We start from the raw sequence: 24,686 nt of genomic DNA on the forward strand, positions 1-24,686 counted from the left end.
CGCACCGGCCAGGAGAGGCGCTGCCTTCCTGATCAACTGCCGGAAAATAGCCGACTTCATTTATTCCTGTTTCCACTTATCTCGTTGAGAAGCTTTGCCATTTCTTCTTCAATGGCGTCGATGGTCACAGGATCGTTATTCTTTTTAGCCTCTGGCGCTGCGTCTGTGGACGCTTCCTTCGAGGTTTCGCCGGATTTCCGGTCGTCTATCGGTTCGCCGGTATCGCCGGCGGATTTTATGTCCTTAGGCGCGGGCGGCATTTCGGCTTTGGGTTCCGCCTTTACGTCGGCGTTGGCCGCAGCCGGTCCCTCGCCGGGCCGGCCTTGCGGGTCAGCGTTTTTTGCCGGCGCGGAAGAAGGCGTCGTTCCCTTCGATGCCGTATCGAGTTCCGAAGCCTGGTCCCGGGGGGAAGCCGGATCCGATATCTCACTCCGCGGCGTTTCGGCTTTTTTCTCTGCAGGGCTGAACGCGGTGGCTTTCCTGTCGGGATCGGTCACCGCACTTGGGGCGGGCGCAGGTTCACCGAAAAGCTTCTGCGGCGAAACCTCCGGTGCCTCGCGCTGCGGTGCAGGCTTCGGTTCTTTCCTGACCGCGCGCAGCTCCGGTTCGGTTTTCGTGTCCGCCCCGCTTTGCTTTTCGGAGGGCTGATCAAGCGCGCCGCGCAGGCTTTCCTCCAGATGGCTCGTAAGATCGAGATCGGGACCGGCCGGGCGTTCCGGCGCCACGGGAGGTGCGGCGGTTGCTGCGTCTGAAGGTTTCGAGGCACCGGGCTGGCCGCTCATTTTAGGCTCGGCGCGTGGAGAGGTGGCGTTATCGCCAGCCGCTCTGGGCGGTACGGGAGGCGTAGCTGGCGCCCGGGGCGGCTGCGGCGCTTCTTGTTGGGGGCGTTGCGGGTAGGCCGAGCGCGCGGATGCCGCAGGGCCCGAAGACGGCGGTGATATGGAGCGATGCGGCTCTCGCACGGTGCTCCTATCGGTGTCCTGTGGAGGCCGAGCCTGTTGTCCGGCCGTTTTTTCGGGGGGCGCCTTCGACGTCAGGTCCTTGGCGAGATGGGCTACCGCGGCACCTGCGGCGGCGACCGCCGCTCCAGCGCGCCGCTGCGGCGAGGAGGAGCCTCCGGGCCGCTCCTGCGGCGGTTGGGGACCGGGAGAAGGCGCGCGCTGCTGCGACGGTTGCGGCGCGGCGGGCGAGCGCAAGGGCTGGGTCGGACGTTGCGAAGCTTCGGGACGTTGCGGTTTTGCGGCCGGTCGTGGAGGCTGCTGCTGGGCCGTGGTTGCCTGAGGTGCAGGTGGGGATGGCGTTTGCGCCGCCAAAGGGGCGGTTGCGGGTTCCCCGGCCACCGAAGGCTCGGGCATCATCTGCGCCGGCTGCCCGGGCCGTGGATAATTCGCGCTGACCGGTACACCGCGCACGATATTCTGCTCGACAACCACATCGCTCGGCCCACCGATAAGCAGAAGATGTTCCACGTTGTCGCGGCGGATCAGCACCAAACGCCTGCGCGCGTCAAGGCCGGTGGCATCCATCACCGCAATTCGCGGCTGCCGGTTGCGATTGCCAGACATTCTAGAGCCGGTGATCCGGCGCAATATCCACACGAAAACCGCTATGAGCGCAAGGACGATCAGCACGGCGATGAAGAACTGAACGCCCCGGGCGAAGCCGGCGTCCATTTCAAAGGTTTCTATCAGCCATTCGCTCATACCAATTGAATCCCGTTCTCGTGCCGATCGGTTCCGCCCTGTCCCGGGGCGGGTTCGCAGGCATTGGCGGCTACCTTACCTTACTGCCTTCGGTGGCGGTCCTATCAACTGATGCGGTCCGGCGCTAGTGCGGCGAATTTGAAATGCGCCCGGCAGGCAGCCGCAAAACCGAGGCGTATTTCAATTTCGAATACCACGCTGAAAACACAGATTTACCAGTCACCCTTGTGAATCCGAAGTTTGTCTAGAGCATGCCGCCATGGGCGACGAACTTCTGTTTCGAGTAACTGGAGCGGCGACTCACTGCGAACACTCCCGGCACCTCTCTAAGCAGCCTCTGAATGCGCTGTCTGCGCCTTTTTATAAGCGTAATAGATGATTCTCACCATCTTGCGAGGTTAACAAGGTTTGGAAAATTATGCCGAGTTTACATTGCACAATGCGAAATCTGGAAATTTTTAGGCGCGGAAATCAGCCGCTTTCGCGCCGAACTGGTTTAACACCCGTTAACTGTTAACCTCTCATTAACCACTCCGTCGGCAATTTCTACCCAGTAGCCAACGGAGAAGATCATGCCCATTTCGGATTTGCCTGTCTTCCAGGTGCTGAAGGCGAAGATGCAGTGGCATCAGGTTCGCCAGGGCGTTCTGTCGCAAAACGTGGCGAACGCCGACACGCCCGGATTTGCCGGCCGGGACCTGAAAGAATTCAATTTTTCGAACCAACTAGCCCTCACTTCCAGCGGGCTCGACACGGTAACCACCGACGCAGGGCATTTGTCGGGAAGCCTTAAGCGGGGTGAATATTCCGCGAAGGTCGAGGAGGCGCCGTCGTTCGAGACGACGCCCGACGGGAGCACGGTCGTGCTCGAAGAACAGATGATGAAAGTGACCCAAAACCTTCTGGATTACCAGGCGGCCACGACGCTCTACAGCAAGGGGCTGGGCCTGATACGCACGGCTTTATCCTCCAGGGGCGCCTGATTGAAGGTTTGGGCCACCCGGTAACGGAGGCCGGAAAATGGACTTTGTGAAATCGCTTTTTATCGCCGCATCCGGCTTGAAGGCACAGAACGGCCGCATGCGTGTGATCGCGGAAAACATCGCCAATGCAAGCTCCACCGGGCGAACCCCGCAGGAGGAGCCCTATCGGCGCAAGATACCGACGTTTCAGGTGGCCCTCGACCGGGAGATGGGGGCGGAAATGGTCAAGCTCGGCAAGATCGAGATGGACCAGTCCGACTTCGGGCGGAAATACGAGCCGGGTCACCCGGCCGCGGATGAGAACGGCTATGTGCGTGTTCCCAACGTCAACACGCTGATCGAGACCGTGGACATGCGCGATGCCCAGCGCACCTACGAGGCAAATCTGAACGTCATTACAACAACGCGCAGGATGCTCCAGAGAACCTTCGAGATCCTTCGCGCCTAAGATCAAGTGCACCAGAATAACGAAATTGGCCCCCGGCAAGAAAATTCAAATCGATGGGAGTTGAGGCCATGACATCGCCAGTTTTTTCCACGCCCGCAGCGGCGGCAAATGCCTATAACAAGACGGCGGGGCTTACGAATCAGGTAATCTCGGCGCAGAATGACGAAACACCGGATTTCGGCGCGCTCGTCAGGACCGCGGTCACATCGGTCGTCGAGCAGGGACGCGAAGCGGACGACAAGGCGTTGGGCCTCGTTCAGGGCAAGTCCGACGTGGTTGACGTCGTCACCGCCGTGGCTGAAACCGAGGTTGCCATGGAAACGCTCGTTTCCGTCAGGGACCGCGTGATTTCCGCCTATCAGGAAATTCTGAGGATGCCGATCTGACGGCGTTCATGATGACAAAGGATGTGAAATGACCGGCGCGGAAGTATTGGATGTTGCGAGGGAAGGCATCTGGACCCTCATCATCGTTTCCGCCCCGGTCATGATCATCGGCCTGCTGGTCGGTATCGTCATCGCACTCTTCCAAGCGCTGACGCAGATCCAGGAAATGACCCTGGTTTTCGTACCGAAAATCATCGCAATCTTCGTCACGCTGTTGCTGGCGCTGCCTTTCATGGGGCAGGCGCTGTCGGGGTTCACGAATACGGTGGCTGATCTCATCGTTGCCAGCGGCTAGGCAAGGCCGGCCCCGGGAGAGTGACCGGCGATGACGCTTGATCTCGACTTTCTGCCTCAGGTCGCCACGGTGTTCGTGCTGGTTTTTGCGAGACTCGGCACCATGTTGATGCTGATGCCGGTGCTTGGGGAAACATCCATCCCCACGCGGGTTCGCCTGACGATGGCCATTCTTCTGACCTTCGTGTTCTACCCGATAGCAGCACCTCTTTATCCCGTTTCACCGGCCATGCCGATGGCCGGACTCCTGACGCTGCTCGCCGGCGAAATGGCCATTGGTTTCTTCATCGGGCTGGCGGCGAAACTCATCACCTACACCCTGCAGATCGCCGGCGTCATTTTCGCAAGTCAGTCTGGCCTTGCCTTCGCGCTCGCCAATGATCCGACGAACGAAGGCCAGCAAGGGGCTATCGTCGGTACATTCCTCGGCCTTCTCGGTGTCACGCTGGTTTTCGCGACCGATACGCACTACCTGATCATCGCCGCCCTTCACGACAGCTTCACGCTGTTTCCACCTGCCGACTGGATGCCGGTGGGCGATTTCGCGGCTCTTTCGACGCAGATGGTGGCGGACATCTTCGAGATCGCCGTACAGATGAGCGCGCCTTTCATCGTGGTCGGCCTTGTCTTTTATTTCGGGCTCGGGCTGCTAAACAAGCTTATGCCCCAGATGCAGATTTTCTTTATCGCGCTGCCACTCAACATCGTCATCGGCATCCTGATCCTGCTTGCACTTTTGATGACGATCATGGGCTGGTATCTGGAACATTTCGAAACGGCGATCGGCCGTTTCGTCGCCGGATAGTTGGAGGAGGCAAATGGCCGAAGAATCCGACGATTCTGAAAAAACGGAAGACCCTTCCCAAAAACGCCTGGACGATGCTCTCAAGAAAGGCGACGTCGCCAAAAGCCAGGAGGTCTCGGCCTGGTTCGTGCTGCTCGGCATCGGGCTTTCGATCGCCATCATGGCGAAGCCCGCGGCGGCGGGCTTGCGCGATACGCTGCGCGCCTATTTCGAATTCGCGCATACGATTCCCGTGGAGGGAGGCGGCCTGAGGGAACTCTGGTATCAGACGGGGACGGGCATCGCCAAATCGCTCGCGCTTCCGCTTCTGATCCTGCTGGTCATGGCTGTTGCCGGCAACCTGGTTCAGCACCGCCTCGTCTGGTCTGCCGAAAAGATCAAGCCGAAACTCAACAAGATCTCTCCGGTTTCGGGGTTCAAGCGGCTTTTTTCGTCGGAAAGCCTTGTCAACTTCGGCAAGGGTGTTGCGAAAATCGTCATCGTGGGCGGGCTGATGGCCGCCGTTCTCTGGCCGGAGCGCGATCAGATCGACACGATGATCTTCCGTGAGACCTCCCTCATGCTGGCGGAAACGCGAGAGCTGATCATAAAGCTGATCATCGCCATCATTGCCTTCATGACCGTGGTGGCGGCGGTGGATCTGCTCTATCAGCGCCATCGCTGGTTCGAAAAACAGAAGATGACCAAGCAGGAGGTCAAGGAAGAATACAAGCAGACCGAAGGCGATCCACACATCAAGGCGCGGCTCAGGCAGCTTCGCATGGAACGCTCGCGCAAGCGCATGATGGCGGCAGTGCCGGATGCAACGGTGGTCGTCACCAACCCGACGCACTACGCAGTCGCACTGAAATATGAGGAAGGCATGAGTGCTCCCGTCTGCCTTGCCAAGGGAACCGACACCGTCGCGCTCAAGATCCGCGAAGTCGCGAAAAGCCATGATATTCCGGTGGTCGAGAACCCGCCGCTTGCCCGCGCGCTGTATGCAACGATCGACATCGATCAGGAGATTCCCGAAGAACACTACAAGGCGGTTGCGGAAGTTATCGGCTTTGTTCTCAACCTGAAACGGCGCAGAGGTTGGCGGGGAAGAACTGGAAAAACCTGACCACTTCGGGTTATCGGTTGATTTTCCCGGTGCGGTAACCGATTCCCTTGGTAAGTATTGGGAGGCGAGAGCGTCGGCGGGCGCGGCCCGGGGCAGGGGGCGATACAGGCAAATGAGCGATAACGACGCGCAACCGACACAACCGGTGATAGACCGGACGGAACGTACCGGCAATATCGGGCTCCTGATGCTGCTGGCGCTGGGGTTGATTGCCGCGGCGTCCGCCTTTGCCCTGATGAACCGCGAACAGGCCGAACCCTATGTCCTGGTGCTGCTCGGCGTGCTTGCCGTCGTTGGCGTCTTCTCGCTGTTTGCCGGCGCGATAGGCCTCTTGAGGTTTTCCGGGCGCGGCTCCCCCAGCCCCATTGCCTCCGCATTTCTCGAAAACTTCGCCGACGGCGTGACGATCACCGACACGGATGGCCGGATCATCTATGCCAATCAGGCCTATGCGACGCTTACCGGCGCGGACGTGGCAGCCGATGTACGCAGCGTGGAGCGGGTCTTCTCCGCCGATCCCAATGCGGCGGATGCGCTTTTCCGCCTGTCGCAGGCGGCCCGCGAGCAGCGCAGCGCCCGGGAGGAAATTCGGCTGCCTTGTCCCCTTGGCCAGACGCAGGGCGAGCCGCACTGGTACAGGGTGAGCGTACGCCCGGTGAGAATCCCGCTTGGCGCGGACGGGCGCGAACGGGACTGCACGACCTGGCAGATTGCCGATATCACACGCGATCGCGCCGACCAGGAAATGTCTTTCCAGGAACTTCAGCGCGTCATCAATTTTCTGGATCACGCGCCGGCGGGGTTCTTCTCCTGCGACGCGCGCGGGCGCCTGGTTTACCTGAACGCGACGCTTGCGGACTGGCTGGGATACGATCTTGCGCAATTCGATGCCGGTGAGATCGACCTGTCCGACTTTATCAGCGGCGACGGGGCCGAGCTCTTGCGTTCGATTTATGGAAAGGCCGGCGAGGTGAAGAGCGAGACGTTCGATCTTGACCTCGTCACACGACATGGCCGGGGATTCCCGGTCCGGATCATCCACCGTGTTCCCTTCGGCGCGGAAGGTGTTGCGGGCGAGAGCCGCACGCTGGTGCTCAACCGGTCGCCGGGCGAGGATGTTTCCGAAGAGCTTCGCGCGTCCGAAGTGCGCTTCGCCCGGTTTTTCAACAACACGCCGATCGCCATCGCCTCGATCGACCGCGAGGGGCAGGTCGGCAAGACGAACGCACAGTTCCTGCGCCTGTTCGGCGTGAGCGATACGGGACCGAACGGCGTTGCCCTTCTCGACCTGATCGCGGAAGGCTCGCGCGGCGCGCTGAAGGAAGCACTCGACAAGGCACTCGACGGGCAGGGGGAGATTCCGCCGGTCGATGCCCGTCTGGACGACCGCGAGGACGGGCGAAGCGCCACGTTCTATATTTCCGCGGTTCGCGACGGCGCGGAAGACGGGGAGGTGGCAATTGTCTACGCGCTGGAGACCACCGCGCAGCGGGTTCTCGAAGCGCAATTTGCGCAGGGCCAGAAGATGCAGGCGGTCGGGCAGCTTGCCGGCGGTGTGGCGCATGACTTCAACAACGTGCTGACCGCGATAATCGGCTTTTCCGATCTTCTGCTTGCAAGCCACCGGCCGAGCGATCCGTCTTTCCAGGACATCATGAACATCAAACAGAACGCGAACCGTGCGGCGGGTCTCGTTCGTCAGCTTCTTGCCTTTTCGCGCCGCCAGACGCTTCGTCCGAAGGAACTCGCGCTCGATGATGTGCTGGCCGATCTGTCGATCCTGCTCGACAGGCTGCTTGGCGAGAAGGTGGAACTCAAGGTCGTGCACGGGCGCGATCTCTGGCCGGTGATGGCGGACCTCAACCAGCTGGAGCAGGTGATCGTCAATCTCGCCGTAAACGCGCGCGATGCCATGGCGACGGGCGGCCAGGTGACAATACGCACGAGCAATGTGAGCGAGGAAAGCTCGAAGTCTTTCGACAACACTCGTGGCATGCCGCCGGGCGAATATGTGCTGATCGAGGTGTCCGATACGGGCCACGGCATGCCGCCGGAGGTGATGGAAAAGATCTTCGAACCATTCTTCTCCACCAAGGAAGTGGGAAAGGGAACGGGTCTCGGCCTTTCCACCGTCTATGGCATCATCAAACAGACCGGCGGGTTCATCTTCTGCTCCAGCGAAGTGGACAAGGGCACGACGTTCCGCATCTTCCTTCCGCGCCACGTTCGCAAGGAAAGCGACAAGCCGGTCGAAAAGCCGGTCGAGCAACAGCAGCTATCGGATTTGACGGGCTCCGCATCCATCCTTCTTGTCGAGGACGAGGAGGCGGTGCGAGCGTTTGCCGCGCGTGCGCTTTCATCGCGCGGCTACACGGTCCATGAAGCGTCTAGCGGTACGGAAGCGCTGGAAATCATGGAAGAGACCGGCGGCAAGATCGATATTGTGGTATCCGACGTCGTCATGCCGGAAATGGACGGACCAACGCTGCTTCGCGAATTGCGCAAGACGCAGCCCGACCTGAAAATCATCTTCGTGTCCGGTTATGCCGAAGAAGCCTTCGAAAAGAACCTTCCCGAGAACGAGAAGTTCACCTTCCTGCCCAAGCCCTTCACGCTGAAGCAGCTTGCGACGGTCGTGAAGGAAGTGCTCGGCAGCTGACAAAGCGGGGCAACTGTCGAGCAGCAACCACCTATCCGGAGATCGCTCCAGTGCAGCCCGATGCGGCTTCGGCTTTCCGCTTCAACCCGATCAGGCTTTCGGGATTATTGTACTGCGGCTGCGTGAGCGCGAAAACCTGCTCGAGTGCGGTGCTTGCGTTGTTGACCACGAACACTTCCTGCACAACGAGCGTGTCGCATGCCGTGCCCTGGAAGCGGATGCGAATGCGAAACTTGCGGTCGCCGTTGTCGGACGGGCCGAATTCCTGGTCCAGGGCCGGGATTTCCTCTGTGACAAGCCGTTCGAGGACTACCATGTTCGGCTCGTTCTGGACGATTGGCGTGCCCCGCTCCGCCGCGCCGCTGACAAGCGTTTGCCGAACCGTCTCCGGACTTGCGACGACCAATGCGGACTGCGCGCCCTGTGGCACGGTAAGGGCCGCCTGTTGCTGCGCGCCCGGCACCGGCGAACGGGAGGACTGGCAAGCGGCGAGGGCAATGGCGGCGAATGCAACGGCAAGCAAGCGATACATGGTGAACGACCCATTGGTATCCGGTTCGGCGAGCCACGGACCGGCCGCGACACCCAATCTGGTTCGAATGATCGATTACCTATGGTTAAAAAAACCTCAGTGCGGTGTCACGGAAAATATTGGGCAGAAAAAACCGGCCCGGGAATGCCGGGCCGGTGGCGGTTCGTATGGAGTGACCAACGGTCTTGTTCCGCTGTCCCGATGTTAGGCCGCGGATGCTCCGTCGATCGGCAGACGTGCAGGCTTGACGGCGTGGGAGCCGTCGCCGATGAGGATATGCACGATCATCGCCACAAACAGGAAAACGGGATATTCCCAGCCGCCGCCTTCGTTGCTGAATACCCAGCCGTTACCGATGTGGATGGTGGTCGCGACGAGGAGGATCGGGATAAGCAGAATAGCCGCATAACGGCTGTAGATTCCAAGGACCATCGCAAGGCCCAGGATGGTCTCCGTAAGCGGCACCGGCAAGGCGAAGATCGAGGGCAGGCCCTGCGATTCGAGCCAGCCCGCGAAGCCGGCAATGCCGAAGACGAAGAACTTGAGCGAGGCGTGAGCGATCCACATGATGCCGAGAGAAACCCGCAAAAGCATCGCTCCGATACCGGAAAGGTCCTGACTGTTTGTCATGACGTTCGACTCCTTATGTTGCAATTGCAACGGATATAGGAGATTTTTGATGCAATCGCAACAAAAATGGGGTTCCATGGCATGACCACCTTGACCGCCGGTGGAGAAAGAGCCTGGGTGGGGTTGATCCTCGCGTCGCGCGCGGCGCTTTCTCGCGTCGAAGCCGCCCTCAAGGAAGCGGGCCTGCCCCAACTCGTCTGGTACGATGTGCTCCTGGAGTTGGCGCGCGAGGGCGAAGGGCGCCTGCGAAACAAGGATCTCGCCGGGCGCATGCTGCTTGAGAAATACAATCTTTCCCGCCTGATCGACAGGATGGCGGCCGAGGGCGTGGTGGAGCGAGTGCACGACGCCAGCGACGCCCGCGGTGCCGCCATCCAGATCACCCGCAAGGGGCGTGAATTGCGCGAGATGATGTGGCCGGTCTACCGCGACGCGGTAGCGGCATCTTTCGCCAGCCGATTCCAGGAAGAGGAACTCAAGGCCTTGTCGGCTTTGCTGAGACGGGTGCTCTGATCGTTAAAAAGTCCGACCGGTCTTGAAGCCGCCGCCGCTGCCGCCGCCGAAGGTGCCTCCGGTGGAAAATCCGCCGCTCGAGCGCCCGCGGCGCCCGGAAAGCGGACCGCCCATGGAGCCGGGAAGGCCGAATCCGTCCGGAAATCCGACGCCGCGTCCGCGGTTTGTGCGCCTGCGGTGCGACCGTTGCGCACGCGCCCAATATTCCGCTCCGGTAATCGCACCGCGGACAAGTTCTCCGAGCAAAACGGAAGCGAGATTGTCGTCCGAGAAAGTGGAGTTCCAGTCGTCGTAGCCGCTGCGGCGAAACTCCCTCGTCACGCGGGCAAGTTCCGCCCGGCGGCGCCCGATATCGGAAAGGATGCTTCTGTCCTTGGATATGTCGAATTCCAGGCTTTTCCTGCGGTCCGCGATCTCCTGCAGCCGGCGAACGATCTTCTCGTCTTCCGGCGAGGGCGTGGCGAGGGCGTCCTGCCACAACTCCTTAAGGCTTTGGGCGCCAAGGGAAGCGGCAAGCGCCTCGCGCGCCTTTTTGAAGGCTTCATCCTCGCCGTCGAGATAAACGCGTTCTTCCTCGACGAGTTTGGAGAGGTCCTGTTCGAGTTGGTCGAGCATCTGCGAGCGCTGATCGATGTCGTCATCCAGAGCAGCGATACGCCCAGCGATATCTTCGCCTGCGATTTCGGTCGCGGCGGCGCGTGACATTTCCGCAAGTCGGTTCATCTCCTCTTTCGCGGCCTGTTCGCGGTCGGTAGCATGCTGGTCGAGGCGAAGCGGAATTTCCGTCAGCATCGCATAATTTGGCCGGGCGTCCCGATAGCGGATAAGGCGGGCGACCCATCTGTCCAGAAAGCGGATCAGGCCGGTGTGGGCGTATGCGGATGTGCCGAACCCCCGGTTCCAAAGGTACAGGAACAGCGGGTCGGATTCATAGGCGACACCTTTTTCGTCGCGATCCGCTTCGGCCTGGCGCGCCTTTTCCCGCGCGGCTGCGGCTGTAGCGCAGATTGCCTCCGCCTTCTCCTTCTGGGCGATGTATTCACCGTCTTCCGCCAGCCGGTCGTCAACGTGCTCCATCACCTCGTCAAGCCTGTCGGCCAGCGCTTCCCGCTCACTTGTTAAACGGGTGCGTTCCTCCGTCGCCCTTGCAATCTTTCCTTCCATTCCGGTGCGTTCGGCCCGAAGCGTCTCTATCTCGCGCGCCCGGTTGCGAAGGAGTTCGCCGATGATATCCTTCGCCGAACTCAGGCGCCGTTTCAACTCGCCCTTCCGCTCGCCTTCAAGCCGGAATTCGGCCAGTTCGCGGAATCCGGACAGTTGTTCTTCACGCAACCGCGTGATTTCGATATCGCATTTCTCGAGTCTGGCATTGACTGCCGCTTCCTCGCGGCGCAATTCCGCCAAGGCCTTTTCGATGGATCCGAGGGTCTGCCGTCCGCTCAGCATGTCGGCGCGATTTCCTTCACGCTTTTACCATTGGGTGATTGCTCCGCTTTCGACCGCCATGACCCAGTCAGGGTCAAGCCGTCCCCGCTCCTTTCGCCCAAGCAGGTTTTCCTGGACGATGCCGTCCGCTTCCTTGTCCTGTCGCACGGCATCGAACGTCGCGCGGGGCACGCGCTGGGCCCAGATCCGGACGCGCTTCCGGGCGCCGTCTTCTTCGGATATGACCTCGCGTTCGAGCGCGTTACCGTCGGGACCGATCGCCTCCACCACGAGATAATAGTTTTCGGTCGACAGGTTGACGTCGGGTATGCGGGTAACGCCCGTGGGCATGCCCGGGCGCGAAACGATGCGTATTTCGTAGACTGACGAAAGCCGTGCCTCCAACGCCTTCATGTCGGAAAGTGCCTTGCGCGCAGCTTCGGCTTCACCGGCTTTCGCCGCCCGCTTACCTTCGAAGAGCAAGCGCTCGGCATCCTCGACGGCGCTTTCCTCCCGGCTGAGTTCGGCAATCCGCCCGGCCGTGGCTTCAAGCTCGCCGGGAAGCGTTTGGGTAAGTTCCACGCGCAGGTCTTCGGCAGCGCGTTCCGCCGGCACAATCACCAGGAAACGATAGGCGAGCACAGCGGCAACAAGTACGACGAATCCGATCGCCAGCCATCTGCCCCAGATGTTGCGGCGAATGTAGAACATCGCCAGGGTACGGCTGAAGCCGCTGGCCGGGGGATTGTAGACGAAGCGGTTTTCCTTCAGTCCCTCCACGCCTTCGCGAAGAATGCGGTCCGGCACCTCGATGCCCTGGCTTTCGTAGATATCCCGCAGGCGCTTGACCATTGCCTCGTCGCGCTGGTCTGAGGTGAGTTCCTTCAACGCAAGCGCTTCGTCATGGCGTAGCGTATCGACCACGTCCATCGCCATCATCAGGTCGTCGAGCGGCGGTTGCGCGGGCTTGGAGGTGCTTGGCATCGCGGTTCCCGCCGCGCCTCAAGCGGGCAGCGCCTTGGCTTCGGCGGCAAGCTTTGCAAGGCGCCGCTTGCCGTCTTCCACCGCGGTACGAATTTCCTCGGAGTTCCTGGTTGCCTGATCGCGCATTTCGGAAATGATCTCGCGCGAGTTTTCCTGAAAGGTGACAACGGAATCGACGAGTTTCTTAACAGCCGCCGCCTGTACGGTCGGGCCGTAGCCCGCTTTGAGCGCGGCCTCCTGTACCTGGTCGCCGATCTCCGCCAGCGTCTCCAGGCTCTTGGAAACGCCTTCCTTCATGGAATTGAGCGTCTCGGTCGATTCATGCAGCCCCTGCAGGCCCGTAAAGGAGGCGTTCAGGGCGGTCAGCACGGATTCATTGGTGGAAAAGAAGCTGACGGATTGCGCGTAAATGCGCTCCTTGGCATTCGTGGTCTGCATCAGCCGCGCCATGATGACTTCCGACGTGTTGTAGCCGATCGTCAGATTGTCGGCGAGATCCTTGGCGACCTGATAACGCTTCTCCTCGTCCTGCATGGCGCGCATCTTTTCGTCGCGGGCAAGTTCGAGCTTTGCCTTTTCGGCGGCATCGTCGCCCTCGTACGCCTGAACCGTCTCGCTCGCGTTCTGAAGCGACTGCTTCGCGGCATCGAGCTTGGCCGTCGCCGTGTTAAGCACTTCAAGCGCAAGGACTTCCGCCTGCTTCAGCGCGCCGCGATAGTCGCGATAAGCTTCCAGGATGCGCTGCTCGCGTTCGATCTGGTCCTTCGTGTCGTGCGCCACGTCCAGGTATGTATCGCGGATCTTGTCGAAGCGGTCGGAGATCGAGCCGCGCGTCATGTCGCGCCATTTGTTGGAAAGGTTTTCCAGGAAGGAAAGTTTGCCGTCGGCAAGCTGGTCGACGAGAGATTTGGCATCATCACGAATGGAATTGAAGGCTTCCGTGATGGCCTCGTATCGTTCGCCGATCTCCATCGCCTGGATTTCGTTGCGAACAACTTCGTTGAAGGTCGAGGCCTGGCCGAGCGTGCGGGTAATGACGGCTATCTTGTCCGGCGAAAGATCCGAAATCTGTTGCAGAAGGGCGTTGATTGGGGCTTCGCCGGTGGAATCCGGCATCAAGCCCATCTCCCTGAGCGCTCCGACCGCCTTGTCCAGATACTGCATCGGTGAAAGGCTTGTTTCCGCCATCGTCAACTCCCCGTTCGCCTGGTGAATTCCGCCACTTTCGCCCGGCGTTTCCGAACACGCTGTGCCAGATTTCGAAACGATCCGAATGACTAATCCTTATCCTTACGGAATGTTACACTGCAAAGACGCAAGGGCCAGCCTTTTTATCCTTCGTTGCAGGTCTCCAGGGCAATTCGCGCGGCAAGCCGCGCATTGTTGCGGACTAGCGCTATGTTGGTCTCGAGGCTGCGGCCCCCGGTCAGGTCGAAAATGAGCGAAAGTACGAAGGGAGTGACGTCCTTGCCCGAAATGGTGCGCTTGGATGCTTCCTTGAGCGCGGCATCGATGTAGCCTTCCATTTCGCCCGACGGAATTTCATGCTCCTTCGGGACCGGATTGGCGACCAGCACGCCGCCATGGTCGCCGAAGAGCCGTCGCGTTTGCAGAAGTTTTGCGATCTCCGCTGGGGTTTCGAGCCGGTAGGGGGCGGGAAGGGCGCTTTCACGCGACCAGAAAGCCGGAAAGCGATCCGTCTTGTAGCCCACCACCGGTACGCCCCTCGTTTCCAGTACTTCCAGCGTCTTCGGCAGGTCCAGAAGGGCCTTGGCCCCGGCGGCCACCACGCAAACGGGCGTGCGGGCAAGCTCGTCAAGGTCGGCGGAAATGTCGAAGCTGTCCCGCGCGCCTCGGTGAACGCCGCCGATGCCCCCTGTCGCGAAGACGGCGATCCCGGCGGCATGGGCGGCCATCATCGTCGCCGCGACCGTCGTCGAGCCCGGCTGCCCGGTCGCGACCGCAAAGGCGATGTCCACGCGCGAGCATTTCATCACGTGGTCGGCCTTTGCGAGACGCTCCAGCTCTCCATTCGACAGCCCGATGCGGATTGCGCCGTCAAGAACGGCGATGGTCGCGGGAACCGCTCCTTCCTCTCGAATGTCGGCTTCCACCTGGCGCGCCGTTTCAACGTTTCTTGGCCAGGGCATGCCGTGGGTGACGATCGTCGATTCAAGCGCGACGACGGCGCCGCCTGCTTCGAGCGCGGCTGAAACCTCGGGCGCAATTTTAAGTATCTCGTTCATTTCCTGCCTTTCGGGCGGCTTGCATGTTCCGTCATCGACTAGCATTGGACCGGTTATGTCCGGAAGGGTGTGTGGAGGTGATCGGGTTGGAAAACCTATCCGCGGGCCGATGCGGCCGGATTACGGCAGCGCTCTTCGATCGCGTCCCAGCTCAGGCCGGCGGGTGCGCTGCCCGTTGCCTCCACGGTTATTGCCGAGGCCGCGAGGCCGGCCTCAAGTGCTGTGCGGTCATCCAGGCCTTTCAACCGGGCGGCAATCCAGCCGGCAATCAGGGCGTCTCCTGCGCCGGTCACATCCGCAACCTTTGCCGGGAGAGGGGAAATCGAAAAGCTTTCCCCGTTTATGCAGCAACCGGCAGGGTGGGTGCCATCGGTGACGCAACAGGCTCTTGCGCCTTGCCTGGCGAGCTTCATGGCGAGGTCAATCGCCTCTTCGCCGGGAGGTGCCCCCATCAGTTGCACCGCTTCCAAGCGGTTGCAAAACAGCATGTCGAGGCGGGGAAGAATAGCGGCAAGCCTTGCCGCCTTGGCGACAGAGACGGCGTCGGCAACAAGCAGCCTGTCCCCGGTCATGGCGGCAAGCCGCGAGAGCACGGCAGCCGGAAGATTCGCGTCGACGAACCAGATATCCGCCGATGAGGCGGCAGCCCTCATATCGTCGAAGAAATCGGACGGGAGGCTGTCCACAATCTCGCCGTCGATTGCCGCCGCCACAAGAGCGCCATCGGGATCGTGTAATGCGACATAGCGTCCGCTCGGTTTGTCTAGTTCCCTTACGCCGGACACGTCAACTCCGGCCTGCGCAAGCATCCTCTTCAGCGTTGCACCGGCCTCGTCTTGTCCGATGCAACCTGCCAGGGCACTCGGCACGCCGCATCGCGACAGTGCGCGGCAGACATTTGCCGCCACGCCACCGGGCGCCTCGCTAAAATCGGAGGGCGTGGAGGTGTCGCGTTCTATCGCCCGCCTGGCCTTGATGATCGTATCCAGGTTGATCGCGCCGAACGCGGCGACCTTGCAGGGGGATTTTCGGTCGGGCATGAAACTTTCTTGTGCGCTGGGGAAAGCCTGTGCGGAAGCGGGTCATGATTCTCCTTTTCCGCTCGCGGGTTCAAGCGGCAAGTATCAAATGACCTAACGTAATTTTTGCAATCCACAGATGGAACATACGCTGAACATATTGATAATTATGTATAATTTGCAGAGTGTTATTTCGGCTTTTAATTCAGGAACAAAAAGTGTACAAAAGCTTGGATTGAAACGCCGAGCGCAATCGTGGAATAAGGAGCGGGTCATTACATGTCGCAAAGCACACTCCGCCTCGTAGAGGGCAACCAGATGGACAAGACCAAAGCACTCGACGCCGCGCTGTCGCAGATCGAACGCGCCTTCGGCAAAGGTTCGATCATGCGCCTCGGCCAGGGGCAGGCGGTGGAGGTGCAGACGGTGTCGACAGGCTCGCTCGGCCTCGATATCGCGCTCGGCATCGGCGGTCTGCCCAAGGGCCGCATCGTAGAAATCTACGGGCCGGAGTCTTCGGGCAAGACCACGCTTGCGCTGCACACGGTTGCGGAAGCCCAGAAGCTGGGCGGGATTTGCGCATTCATCGACGCGGAACACGCACTCGACCCGATCTATGCGCGCAAGCTCGGCGTCAATATCGACGACCTGCTGATTTCCCAGCCGGATGCCGGCGAGCAGGCGCTGGAAATCGCCGATACGCTCGTGCGGTCCGGCGCCATCGACATCCTGGTGATCGACTCTGTCGCCGCGCTCACGCCGAAGGCGGAACTTGAAGGCGAGATGGGCGACAGCCTGCCCGGCCTGCAGGCGCGGCTCATGAGCCAGGCGCTGCGCAAGCTCACCGGTTCGATCTCGCGTTCCAACTGCATGGTCATCTTCATCAACCAGATCCGTATGAAGATCGGCGTGATGTTCGGCTCTCCGGAGACGACCACCGGCGGCAATGCCCTGAAGTTCTATGCATCGGTGCGTCTCGACATTCGCCGTATCGGATCCGTCAAGGACCGTGACGAGGTGGTCGGCAACCAGACGCGCGTAAAGGTGGTGAAAAACAAGCTCGCGCCGCCGTTCAAGCAGGTCGAATTCGATATCGTTTACGGCGAGGGCGTGTCCAAGATGGGCGAGCTTATCGATCTCGGCGTCAAAGGCGGCATCGTCGAAAAATCGGGCGCATGGTTCTCCTACAACAGCCAGCGCCTCGGGCAGGGGCGTGAGAACGCCAAGCAGTTCCTGCGGGAGAACCCGGAAGTCGCCGAGGATATCGAACAGGCTATCCGTCAGAACGCCGGCCTCATCGCGGAGCGGATCACGGATCCCGCCGGGGATGCCGGGGATGCCTGATTTGCGAGCCGGTGGCTGTTTCGCAGGGATTGCCTGAGTTTGTGTCGATTGAAATCGAAGAGGCCTTGGCGAAAGACGCGCCAGGGCCTTTTTGCATTCGTGGACTTGCCCTTGGCTGGACAGCTTCAAGGCCCGCGGATAAAAGGCGAGCAGTGAAATTTGCCTGCCGGAGGCGGGGCGGTGCGAGTTGGCGCGAAACAGGGCAAAGAGCCTTGATCGCCGCCGGGACCGGCCGGAATTCCCGCTAACGGCTCCACACACGAAGGTGAAAGAAAGCTCAATGAGCGGTGTAAACGAAATCAGGTCGGCGTTTCTCGACTATTTTGCGAAGAACGGGCACGAGGTCGTCTCGTCCGGCCCGCTTGTACCGCGCAACGACCCGACGCTGATGTTCACCAACGCCGGAATGGTACAGTTCAAGAACGTCTTCACGGGTCTTGAAAAGCGTGATTACAGCCGCGCCGCCACCTCGCAAAAGTGCGTGCGCGCAGGCGGCAAGCACAACGACCTGGACAATGTCGGTTACACCGCGCGCCATCACACTTTCTTCGAAATGCTCGGGAATTTCTCCTTCGGCGATTATTTCAAGGATCGTGCGATCGAGCTTGCCTGGAACCTGATCACAAAGGAATTCGGCCTTCCCGCGGAACGGCTGCTGGTCACCGTTTATGCCGAAGATGATGAAGCCTTCGATCTCTGGAAAAAGATTGCCGGATTACCCGAAAGCAAGATCCTGCGTATCCCGACCTCGGACAATTTCTGGGCGATGGGCGATACCGGCCCCTGCGGACCGTGCTCCGAAATCTTCTATGATCACGGCGACCACATATGGGGCGGGCCTCCGGGCTCGGCGGAAGAGGATGGTGACCGCTTCATCGAGGTCTGGAACCTCGTTTTCATGCAGTACGAACAATTGGCGGACAAGCGCGTCGACCTGCCGCGCCCCTCCATCGACACCGGCATGGGGCTTGAGCGTATCGCTGCTGTCCTGCAGGGCGTTCACGACAATTACGACATCGATCTCTTCCGGGCGCTGATTGCCGCTTCGGAGAACGCGACCGGAGTGGACGCGGAAGGCAAGGCGAAGGCGAGCCACCGTGTGATCGCCGATCATTTGCGTTCGACGAGTTTCCTGATCGCCGACGGCGTCTTGCCCTCCAACGAGGGGCGCGGCTATGTGTTGCGCCGGATCATGCGCCGCGCCATGCGCCATGCGCATCTTCTCGGCGCGTGCGACCCTTTGATGTGGAAGCTGGTGCCGGTGCTCGTGCGTGAAATGGGCCGGGCATTCCCCGAACTTGCACGTGCCGAGGCGCTCATCACCGAAACGCTAAAGCTTGAGGAAACGCGTTTCCGCAAGACGCTCGAGCGCGGTCTGTCGCTTCTGGACGATGCGACCGGCGAAATGCGCGAAGGCGCTGAGCTCGACGGAGAGACCGCCTTCAAGCTCTACGACACATATGGTTTTCCGCTCGATCTGACGCAGGATGCCCTGCGCGCTCGCGGCATTTCCGTCGACACCGAAGGGTTCAAGACGGCCATGGAGCGGCAGAAGGCGGAAGCGCGTGCCGCCTGGGCCGGATCGGGCGAGGCGGCGACGGATACCGTCTGGTACACAATCAAGGAACGTGTCGGCGCCACCGAGTTCCTGGGCTATGAGACGGAAACCTCTGAGGGCATCGTCTCCGCGCTCGTCAAGGACGGGGAGGAGGTTTGCGAACTCAAGGCAGGCGATTCCGGCTTTATCGTCACCAACCAAACGCCGTTTTACGGCGAATCCGGTGGCCAGGTCGGCGATACCGGCATGATGAGCGCCTCCGGCATTCGCATCCGTGTGACGGACACGCAAAAGAAGGCGGACGGACTTTTCGTCCACAGCGTCACGGTGGAAGAAGGCACGGTCACGCCCGATCTCGCGGTCGAAATGGAGGTCGATCATCTCCGCCGAGGCACCATCCGCGCCAATCACTCGGCAACCCACCTTCTGCATGAGGCGCTTCGCGAGGTTCTGGGCACGCATGTGGCGCAGAAGGGTTCGCTCGTGCAGCCCGACCGGCTCCGGTTCGACTTTTCCCACCCCAAGCCGATCGATGCGGAAGAGCTTCGCGCAGTCGAGGCGATCGCCAACGAAATCATTCTCCAGAATGCGCCCGTCGAAACGCATCTCATGGAAGTCGACGAGGCGATTGAGCGGGGCGCAATGGCACTTTTCGGCGAGAAATACGGCGATGAGGTGCGCGTTGTCTCCATGGGCAGGGCGACCCGGGGCGAAAAGGCGGGCAATACCTATTCGCTGGAGCTATGCGGCGGCACGCATGTGCGCCGTACGGGCGATATCGGCCTCGTTACGGTCGTCCAGGAAGGGGCGGTTGCCGCCGGCGTTCGGCGCATCGAGGCGCTGACGGGCGAAGCGGCGCGCGATTATCTGGAAGCTCAGGACAAGCGCCTGCGCAAGGTGGCCGGGCTTCTGAAGGTCACGCCCGCCGATGTCGCGACGCGCGTCGCATCGCTGATCGAGGAACGCCGCAAGCTGGAGCGCGAACTGGCCGATGCCAGAAAGAAGCTCGCAATGGGTGGCGGCGGCAGCGGCGAGGCGCAGGGTGTGCGCGACGTCGGCGGGGTGAAGTTCATGGCCCGCGTTGTGGAAGGCATCAATCCGAAGGACCTCAAGGGTCTTGCCGATGAAGGCAAGGCGAGCCTTGGCTCCGGCGTCGTGGTGCTGATCAGCAAGGGCGAGGAAAACAAGGCTTCGATTGTGGTCGGCGTATCGAAGGACCTTACCGACCGTATCAGTGCGGTCGATCTGGTGAAGATCGGTTCCGAAGCGCTCGGCGGGCGCGGAGGTGGCGGTCGCCCCGATATGGCTCAGGCCGGCGGCAGCGACGCCGGCCGGGCGGATGCCGCGGTCGAAGCGATTGCCTCGGCCATTGCCGGCGATTGAGCGATACCGCGAACCTGCGACCGGGGGGCTGCCTTTCGGCCCCCAAATCCGTTGTGCGGTAAGGTCGTGAGGCGCCGATCACAAGACCAGGACCACGGCGACCAGCGCGACCGCTGCCAGCGACATGGAGATAACCAGCACCTTCGTGACGATGTGGTTCCTGGTGGTGGCGCCGCCGCGCACCTTTTCCGGATCGTATTCGGGCATTGGATTCCTCCGTCTCGATTGCCACGGTTTGCAAGCGGCATCGAACGCCCGGAGAATGAGTTTTCTTCATTCCGCGCGGGCATGCGTACCGTCTCTCCATTCCCAATAGATGTGGCAGCAGATGGAAGTTGCCATGCCCCCCGACTTTTCACGGCCAGTGAAACACGCCAGAAATGCGTCCGAAAAGCCCCGGAGGCGTTGGTCGGCGCTGCGCGCGGTGGCGGCAGCTTTCGTGGCATAACCTGTAAGTGCCGCCCCCGACTTGCCATTTATTCGCGCTCGCCCGACGATGCCGGTTAAGGGGCTGGATGGCGATGCCGATCTTATCCCGGGGACGCTTGCGGGACGGAAACGGGGACGCCGGGTTCAAGCAGGGCTGATGCTGGCGGGATCATGACGGAAAACTACAAGGCGGCGACGTACAGACTGCTGGAAAAGGGAGTGACCGGAGACCCGTTCGGGCGGCGGGTCAACATGGTGCTGGTCGCATTCATACTTGCGACCGTGGTGATGGCCTTGCTCGACACTGTGCCGCGGATATCGGCCGAATATGCCCGGCTGTTCGCCCTTGCCGAGGCGGTGGCGGGCATCGCCTTCCTCACCGAATATCTTGCCAGGCTCTGGGTCGCGGACCTTCATCCGCCGCTGCGCCGTTTCGGGCCTTTCGGAGCGCGGCTTCGCTACGCGCTACAACCCGGGGCGATCGTGGATTTCCTCGCTGTACTGCCCTTTATTGTCGGTCTTTTCATGTCGGATGCGGCTCTCAAGGCTTTCGTGATCGTGCGCCTCGTACGTTTCCTGAAGCTTGCCCGATATTCTCCGGCCCTGCGCTCGCTCATCAGCGCGGTCGCCCAGGAACGCCATGCGTTGATCGCCAGTTTCGTCATTATCTTCGGTGCCGTTCTGGTATCCGCGACGGGCATGTATCTCGTGGAGCGGCACGCGCAGCCGGACAAATTCGGCTCCATTCCGCAGGCGATGTGGTGGGCGCTGGCCACTCTGACGACAGTTGGTTATGGCGATGTCGTGCCGACAACGGTTATCGGGAAAATGCTGGGCGGTCTTGTCATGCTGATGGGCTATGGCCTGTTTGCCTTGCCCATCGGCATCGTGGCGACGGCGTTCGCACGCGAAATCCACTCCCGCGAGTTCGTCGTCACCTGGGCGATGGTGGCGCGAGTGCCGTTGTTTGAGGATTTGAGGGCAACCGAGATAGCCGATATCGCGAAGCTTCTTCGCGCCGTCACCATAAACACCGGCGAGATTGTTACCGAAAGAGGCGAGGATGCCGATTGCATGTATTTCATCGCCAATGGCGCGGTCGAGGCGGATTTCGGCCATTCGCGTCTGAAACTCGGGGAAGGGGCGTTCTTCGGCGAGATGGCGATGGTGGGGCCGCGCAAGCGCGCGGCGACCGTCACGGCACTGGAGCGTACGGACCTCATGGCGCTGAGCGCCAGCGACCTTGGCGTCCTCATGCAGCGCCGGCCCGAGCTTGCGGAGCGGATCCTGAAGGAAGCCGAGGAACGTGCCGCCACGACCTTTTATCCAGATATCGACATCGCCGATGAAGAGCTGGAACAGGAAGAAGCGGCCTTGTCCGAGACCATTGACCAAACTTCGCAGGCAAACGAGGACGAGCCCGAGCTTTTCACTGAACCCGCATCCGGCGAGGATGAGCCGGCCGACCGAAGCTGATCGGAGGGCGCGGATCGCCCGGTAAAGCTCACCCCTGAAACGAAAAGGGCGCCCGCAGGGGGGCGCCCGATCCGTTCAGACAAGCGATAAGCTTCAGGCCATTGCCTTCTGCAGGTTCTCGTCGATCTTGTCGAGGAAGCCGTTGGTGGTGAGCCACTTCTGGTCCGGGCCGACGAGGAGTGCGAGATCCTTGGTCATGTGGCCGGATTCCACCGTATCGATGCAGACCTTCTCCAGCGTCGCGGCGAATTTCGCCAGCTCGTCGTTGCCGTCGAGCTTGGCGCGATGGGCAAGGCCGCGCGTCCAGGCGAAGATCGAGGCGATCGGGTTGGTCGATGTCTCCTCGCCCTTCTGGTGCATGCGGTAGTGGCGCGTCACGGTGCCGTGGGCGGCTTCCGCTTCTACGGTCTTGCCGTCCGGCGTCATCAGCACGGAGGTCATGAGGCCGAGCGAGCCGAAGCCTTGCGCCACCGTGTCGGACTGTACGTCACCGTCGTAGTTCTTGCAGGCCCAAACGTAGCCGCCGGACCATTTGAGTGCGGCCGCCACCATGTCGTCGATCAGGCGATGCTCGTACCAGATCTTGGCGGCCTCGAACTTCTCCTTGAACTCGGCTTCGTAGATTTCCTGGAAAAGGTCCTTGAAACGCCCGTCATAGGCCTTCAGGATCGTGTTCTTCGTGGAAAGGTAGCAGGGCACCTTGCGGTTCAGCGCGTAATTCATCGAGGCGCGGGCGAAATCGCGGATCGAATCGTCGAGATTGTACATCGCCATGGCGACGCCCGAGCCTGGTGCCTGGAACACCTCATGCTCGATCTCCTGGCCGTCGTCGCCGACGAACTTGATCGTCAGCTTGCCGGCTCCGGGGAAACGGAAGTCGGTCGCGCGGTACTGGTCGCCGAAGGCGTGACGGCCGACGATGATTGGCTGCGTCCAGCCCGGTACGAGGCGCGGGACGTTCTTCATGATGATCGGCTCGCGGAAGATCACGCCACCCAGGATGTTGCGGATCGTGCCGTTCGGCGAGCGGTACATGCGCTTCAGGCCGAATTCCTCTACGCGGGCCTCGTCCGGGGTGATCGTGGCGCATTTCACGCCGACGCCGTATTGCTTGATCGCATTGGCCGCATCGACGGTGATCTGGTCGTCCGTCTCGTCACGCTTTTCGATGCCGAGGTCGTAGTATTTCAGGTCGATGTCGAGGTAGGGGTGGATCAGCTTGTCCTTGATGAACTGCCAGATAATCCGCGTCATCTCGTCGCCGTCGAGTTCGACGACCGGATTTTCGACCTTGATCTTCGCCATGATGCTGTTGACCTCTCGTTTCGACTGGAACCGGCGCGCATGCGCTGGAGAATTCGTTTCGCCGCCGCTTGCGCTTCGGAAAATCCGGCGTCGGGCGGCCCTTGCGCGGCCCCTATAGCAAAGGGCGGCGCAAAGGCAAAGCTAGCTGGAAGTCAACAATTCGGCTGAGCGTTGAAAATCCGCGATATTTCAGCTCGCGGCGATACAAAAAATTTTCAGCCTCTGGCCATCCGCTTGCCGGCAAGCGCTATGGCGATGTAGCTCCACCCGTTGAACGCGATGGAAAAGCCCGCGAGGATGCCGAGCGCCCATGTGCCGGAAAAAGGGAATTCCGCCCAGATCATGATGCCGGCAAGCAGCGAGATGATGCCGCCGGCGACGATCCAGCCCCAGCCGTCGTGCGGCCTTAGGCGAAAGCCGAGGATAAGCTGCGTTATCCCTTGAGCGACGAAAACGGCGGCAACCACCAAGGTCAGCGCGAATGCGCCGAACACCGGGTTGGCGTAAATCAGAATACCGCCCACGATCGCGACGATGCCGGTGATGAGCTGCCAGAGGAAACCGCCCCATCCCTGAACCGAGAAGGATTGCCATACCTGCACGGCACCGCCGATCAGGAGAACGGCCGCGATCACCAGTGCAACGGCGATCGTCGTTGCGAAGGGAAGGGCGATGGCCATAAGCCCGCAAATGACGAGCACGATGCCGAGCACAAGAAACCAGGCCCATTTTTCGCGCACGGTCTGCGTCACCTGGGCTACCTGCGCCTGCATGTTTGCGTCTGCCTGATTTGTCATATCAGCCACCCCCTTCGATTGCCGCGTTCATCCAGGCAAGGCGAATTCGCCAACACGTCGAGACCCTTGCCGGGCATCAATAATCTATCGCAGCGTAAAGTAGAGAGGATGACAAGGGAAATCTGGTGGTGTTTCGCCGTTATGGCATTCGAAGCGTTCGCGGGCTGAGAATGTATTTCCAAAAAAATAATCCCCGCCTCTTTGACCACACCCATAATACCTCCCATCGCCCGGCTGCTCGTGGGACCGTGACGGACCGACCGTTCATGACAGCCGGGGGCGTGACGGCGCCGGCTTAAAGGGCTTAACGGACCTGATTAGGCTGGCGTGCTCCCCTCGGTGGGTGGCCGCTGTAGTGCGGGTGGCCGGTCGCTAGTCCGAAGGTCCGGATAAGACGGCGAGGCTCTTTCGGGAGTATTTGCCGAAAAGTTCGGGGAAAAGCTTTCGGTTACGGCGCCGGTCGCGGATGCGAGTGAGGCCGCGGGAGACAACGTCATGGGTGAGGCGCGGCGGAACCGCGACCCTCATTACAAAAAGCACAGAGGCGGCGATGCCGCGCCTCACCGTTCCCAGTCTTTAAGCTCCGGCGCGAAAGCGTGCGGAGGTATCGGTGCATGGGAAGGGCCGGGAAGATCCCTGTATGCAACTTCAGATCGCATTAT

At 61.0% G+C, this 24,686-nt stretch carries 22 protein-coding genes; 11 read left to right on the plus strand and 11 right to left on the minus strand.

Features of this window, described 5'->3' with window-relative positions; all coding sequences use genetic code 11:
- Window positions 1–56: 56 nt before the first annotated feature.
- Window positions 57–1,703, minus strand: coding sequence for a FliO/MopB family protein (locus HPQ64_RS10025; protein WP_246270394.1), 1,647 nt, complete (start codon window positions 1,701–1,703; stop codon window positions 57–59).
- Between the two features lie 572 nt (window positions 1,704–2,275).
- Between HPQ64_RS10025 and HPQ64_RS10030 the strand changes: the two genes are divergently transcribed.
- From HPQ64_RS10030 to cckA, 7 genes are all read left to right on the plus strand, one after another.
- Window positions 2,276–2,686 carry a flagellar basal body protein gene (locus HPQ64_RS10030; protein WP_172888198.1) on the plus strand — a complete coding sequence of 137 codons (411 nt, stop codon included), beginning with the start codon at window positions 2,276–2,278 and terminating at the stop codon, window positions 2,684–2,686.
- A 37-nt stretch (window positions 2,687–2,723) separates the two neighbouring features.
- Window positions 2,724–3,134 (plus strand): flagellar basal body rod protein FlgC, encoded by a 411-nt coding sequence (gene flgC / locus HPQ64_RS10035; RefSeq protein WP_172888199.1) that lies wholly within the window; start codon window positions 2,724–2,726, stop codon window positions 3,132–3,134.
- Window positions 3,135–3,202: 68 nt separating this feature from the next.
- Window positions 3,203–3,520 carry a flagellar hook-basal body complex protein FliE gene (gene fliE, locus HPQ64_RS10040; RefSeq protein WP_172888200.1) on the plus strand — a complete coding sequence of 106 codons (318 nt, stop codon included), beginning with the start codon at window positions 3,203–3,205 and terminating at the stop codon, window positions 3,518–3,520.
- 28 nt (window positions 3,521–3,548) lie between these two features.
- Window positions 3,549–3,815, plus strand: a complete 267-nt coding sequence (gene fliQ, locus HPQ64_RS10045; RefSeq protein ID WP_172888201.1) for a flagellar biosynthesis protein FliQ — start codon at window positions 3,549–3,551, stop codon at window positions 3,813–3,815.
- Between the two features lie 30 nt (window positions 3,816–3,845).
- Window positions 3,846–4,619: a flagellar biosynthetic protein FliR gene (fliR, locus tag HPQ64_RS10050; RefSeq protein WP_172888202.1), complete on the plus strand. Its 774-nt coding sequence runs from the start codon at window positions 3,846–3,848 to the stop codon at window positions 4,617–4,619.
- Between the two features lie 13 nt (window positions 4,620–4,632).
- Window positions 4,633–5,724 (plus strand): flagellar biosynthesis protein FlhB, encoded by a 1,092-nt coding sequence (flhB, locus tag HPQ64_RS10055; protein WP_172888203.1) that lies wholly within the window; start codon window positions 4,633–4,635, stop codon window positions 5,722–5,724.
- A 112-nt stretch (window positions 5,725–5,836) separates the two neighbouring features.
- A complete protein-coding gene (cckA, locus tag HPQ64_RS10060) occupies window positions 5,837–8,383 on the plus strand; it encodes a cell cycle histidine kinase CckA (protein ID WP_172888204.1) in 2,547 nt (848 codons plus the stop codon).
- Between the two features lie 31 nt (window positions 8,384–8,414).
- Here cckA and HPQ64_RS10065 read toward each other — a convergent pair whose 3' ends face one another.
- Together HPQ64_RS10065 and HPQ64_RS10070 are read right to left on the minus strand one after the other, a co-directional pair.
- Window positions 8,415–8,915 carry a hypothetical protein gene (locus tag HPQ64_RS10065; protein ID WP_172888205.1) on the minus strand — a complete coding sequence of 167 codons (501 nt, stop codon included), beginning with the start codon at window positions 8,913–8,915 and terminating at the stop codon, window positions 8,415–8,417.
- Window positions 8,916–9,119: 204 nt separating this feature from the next.
- Complete coding sequence (locus HPQ64_RS10070) at window positions 9,120–9,545, minus strand: DoxX family protein (RefSeq protein ID WP_172888206.1); 426 nt, start codon at window positions 9,543–9,545, stop codon at window positions 9,120–9,122.
- A gap of 81 nt (window positions 9,546–9,626) precedes the next feature.
- Between HPQ64_RS10070 and HPQ64_RS10075 the strand changes: the two genes are divergently transcribed.
- Entirely contained in the window at window positions 9,627–10,058 is a 432-nt protein-coding gene (locus HPQ64_RS10075) for a MarR family winged helix-turn-helix transcriptional regulator (protein ID WP_172888207.1), read from the plus strand.
- Window positions 10,059–10,061: 3 nt separating this feature from the next.
- On the opposite strand, the gene HPQ64_RS10080 is transcribed toward HPQ64_RS10075, so the two are convergent.
- The 5 genes from HPQ64_RS10080 to HPQ64_RS10100 form a co-directional block, all read right to left on the minus strand.
- A complete protein-coding gene (locus HPQ64_RS10080; protein WP_172888208.1) occupies window positions 10,062–11,504 on the minus strand; it encodes a coiled-coil domain-containing protein in 1,443 nt (480 codons plus the stop codon).
- Between the two features lie 24 nt (window positions 11,505–11,528).
- Window positions 11,529–12,467 carry a DUF6384 family protein gene (locus HPQ64_RS10085; protein ID WP_172888209.1) on the minus strand — a complete coding sequence of 313 codons (939 nt, stop codon included), beginning with the start codon at window positions 12,465–12,467 and terminating at the stop codon, window positions 11,529–11,531.
- 18 nt (window positions 12,468–12,485) lie between these two features.
- Entirely contained in the window at window positions 12,486–13,655 is a 1,170-nt protein-coding gene (locus HPQ64_RS10090) for a cell surface protein (RefSeq protein ID WP_172888210.1), read from the minus strand.
- A 143-nt stretch (window positions 13,656–13,798) separates the two neighbouring features.
- A complete protein-coding gene (locus tag HPQ64_RS10095) occupies window positions 13,799–14,713 on the minus strand; it encodes a pseudouridine-5'-phosphate glycosidase (RefSeq protein WP_172888211.1) in 915 nt (304 codons plus the stop codon).
- 95 nt (window positions 14,714–14,808) lie between these two features.
- Entirely contained in the window at window positions 14,809–15,753 is a 945-nt protein-coding gene (locus HPQ64_RS10100) for a PfkB family carbohydrate kinase (protein WP_172888212.1), read from the minus strand.
- Between the two features lie 258 nt (window positions 15,754–16,011).
- On the opposite strand from HPQ64_RS10100, the gene recA reads away from it, so the two are divergent.
- Entirely contained in the window at window positions 16,012–17,076 is a 1,065-nt protein-coding gene (recA, locus tag HPQ64_RS10105; protein ID WP_172888213.1) for a recombinase RecA, read from the plus strand.
- Window positions 17,077–17,356: 280 nt separating this feature from the next.
- Window positions 17,357–20,017, plus strand: a complete 2,661-nt coding sequence (gene alaS / locus HPQ64_RS10110) for an alanine--tRNA ligase (RefSeq protein WP_172888214.1) — start codon at window positions 17,357–17,359, stop codon at window positions 20,015–20,017.
- Between the two features lie 78 nt (window positions 20,018–20,095).
- On the opposite strand, the gene HPQ64_RS20610 is transcribed toward alaS, so the two are convergent.
- Window positions 20,096–20,224 carry a hypothetical protein gene (locus tag HPQ64_RS20610; protein ID WP_281358262.1) on the minus strand — a complete coding sequence of 43 codons (129 nt, stop codon included), beginning with the start codon at window positions 20,222–20,224 and terminating at the stop codon, window positions 20,096–20,098.
- 393 nt (window positions 20,225–20,617) lie between these two features.
- Here HPQ64_RS20610 and HPQ64_RS10115 point away from each other — a divergent pair, with 393 nt between their 5' ends.
- Entirely contained in the window at window positions 20,618–21,922 is a 1,305-nt protein-coding gene (locus HPQ64_RS10115; protein WP_172888215.1) for a cyclic nucleotide-gated ion channel, read from the plus strand.
- A gap of 93 nt (window positions 21,923–22,015) precedes the next feature.
- Here the strand turns inward: HPQ64_RS10115 and HPQ64_RS10120 are convergent, their stop codons facing one another.
- The gene (locus HPQ64_RS10120; protein ID WP_172888216.1) at window positions 22,016–23,227 is read right to left on the minus strand and encodes an NADP-dependent isocitrate dehydrogenase; all 1,212 of its coding nucleotides are present in this window, start codon (window positions 23,225–23,227) and stop codon (window positions 22,016–22,018) included.
- 215 nt (window positions 23,228–23,442) lie between these two features.
- The gene (locus HPQ64_RS10125) at window positions 23,443–24,024 is read right to left on the minus strand and encodes an HdeD family acid-resistance protein (protein WP_246270395.1); all 582 of its coding nucleotides are present in this window, start codon (window positions 24,022–24,024) and stop codon (window positions 23,443–23,445) included.
- Window positions 24,025–24,686: the final 662 nt, after the last annotated feature.

The organism is Hongsoonwoonella zoysiae (assembly GCF_013266695.1).
Taxonomy (GTDB): domain Bacteria; phylum Pseudomonadota; class Alphaproteobacteria; order Rhizobiales; family Stappiaceae; genus Hongsoonwoonella; species Hongsoonwoonella zoysiae.

Coding starts and splice junctions, on each gene's coding strand:
- flgC (WP_172888199.1), top strand. CDS start 2,724: ATGGACTTTGTGAAATCGCTTTTTATCGCCGCATCCGGCTTGAAGGCA.
- HPQ64_RS20610 (WP_281358262.1), bottom strand. CDS start 20,224: ATGCCCGAATACGATCCGGAAAAGGTGCGCGGCGGCGCCACCACCAGG.
- HPQ64_RS10090 (WP_172888210.1), bottom strand. CDS start 13,655: ATGGCGGAAACAAGCCTTTCACCGATGCAGTATCTGGACAAGGCGGTC.
- HPQ64_RS10100 (WP_172888212.1), bottom strand. CDS start 15,753: ATGCCCGACCGAAAATCCCCCTGCAAGGTCGCCGCGTTCGGCGCGATC.
- fliQ (WP_172888201.1), top strand. CDS start 3,549: ATGACCGGCGCGGAAGTATTGGATGTTGCGAGGGAAGGCATCTGGACC.
- HPQ64_RS10075 (WP_172888207.1), top strand. CDS start 9,627: ATGACCACCTTGACCGCCGGTGGAGAAAGAGCCTGGGTGGGGTTGATC.
- HPQ64_RS10065 (WP_172888205.1), bottom strand. CDS start 8,915: ATGTATCGCTTGCTTGCCGTTGCATTCGCCGCCATTGCCCTCGCCGCT.
- recA (WP_172888213.1), top strand. CDS start 16,012: ATGTCGCAAAGCACACTCCGCCTCGTAGAGGGCAACCAGATGGACAAG.
- alaS (WP_172888214.1), top strand. CDS start 17,357: ATGAGCGGTGTAAACGAAATCAGGTCGGCGTTTCTCGACTATTTTGCG.
- flhB (WP_172888203.1), top strand. CDS start 4,633: ATGGCCGAAGAATCCGACGATTCTGAAAAAACGGAAGACCCTTCCCAA.
- cckA (WP_172888204.1), top strand. CDS start 5,837: ATGAGCGATAACGACGCGCAACCGACACAACCGGTGATAGACCGGACG.
- HPQ64_RS10115 (WP_172888215.1), top strand. CDS start 20,618: ATGACGGAAAACTACAAGGCGGCGACGTACAGACTGCTGGAAAAGGGA.
- HPQ64_RS10080 (WP_172888208.1), bottom strand. CDS start 11,504: ATGCTGAGCGGACGGCAGACCCTCGGATCCATCGAAAAGGCCTTGGCG.
- HPQ64_RS10070 (WP_172888206.1), bottom strand. CDS start 9,545: ATGACAAACAGTCAGGACCTTTCCGGTATCGGAGCGATGCTTTTGCGG.
- HPQ64_RS10030 (WP_172888198.1), top strand. CDS start 2,276: ATGCCCATTTCGGATTTGCCTGTCTTCCAGGTGCTGAAGGCGAAGATG.
- HPQ64_RS10085 (WP_172888209.1), bottom strand. CDS start 12,467: ATGCCAAGCACCTCCAAGCCCGCGCAACCGCCGCTCGACGACCTGATG.
- HPQ64_RS10120 (WP_172888216.1), bottom strand. CDS start 23,227: ATGGCGAAGATCAAGGTCGAAAATCCGGTCGTCGAACTCGACGGCGAC.
- fliR (WP_172888202.1), top strand. CDS start 3,846: ATGACGCTTGATCTCGACTTTCTGCCTCAGGTCGCCACGGTGTTCGTG.
- fliE (WP_172888200.1), top strand. CDS start 3,203: ATGACATCGCCAGTTTTTTCCACGCCCGCAGCGGCGGCAAATGCCTAT.
- HPQ64_RS10125 (WP_246270395.1), bottom strand. CDS start 24,024: ATGACAAATCAGGCAGACGCAAACATGCAGGCGCAGGTAGCCCAGGTG.
- HPQ64_RS10025 (WP_246270394.1), bottom strand. CDS start 1,703: ATGAGCGAATGGCTGATAGAAACCTTTGAAATGGACGCCGGCTTCGCC.
- HPQ64_RS10095 (WP_172888211.1), bottom strand. CDS start 14,713: ATGAACGAGATACTTAAAATTGCGCCCGAGGTTTCAGCCGCGCTCGAA.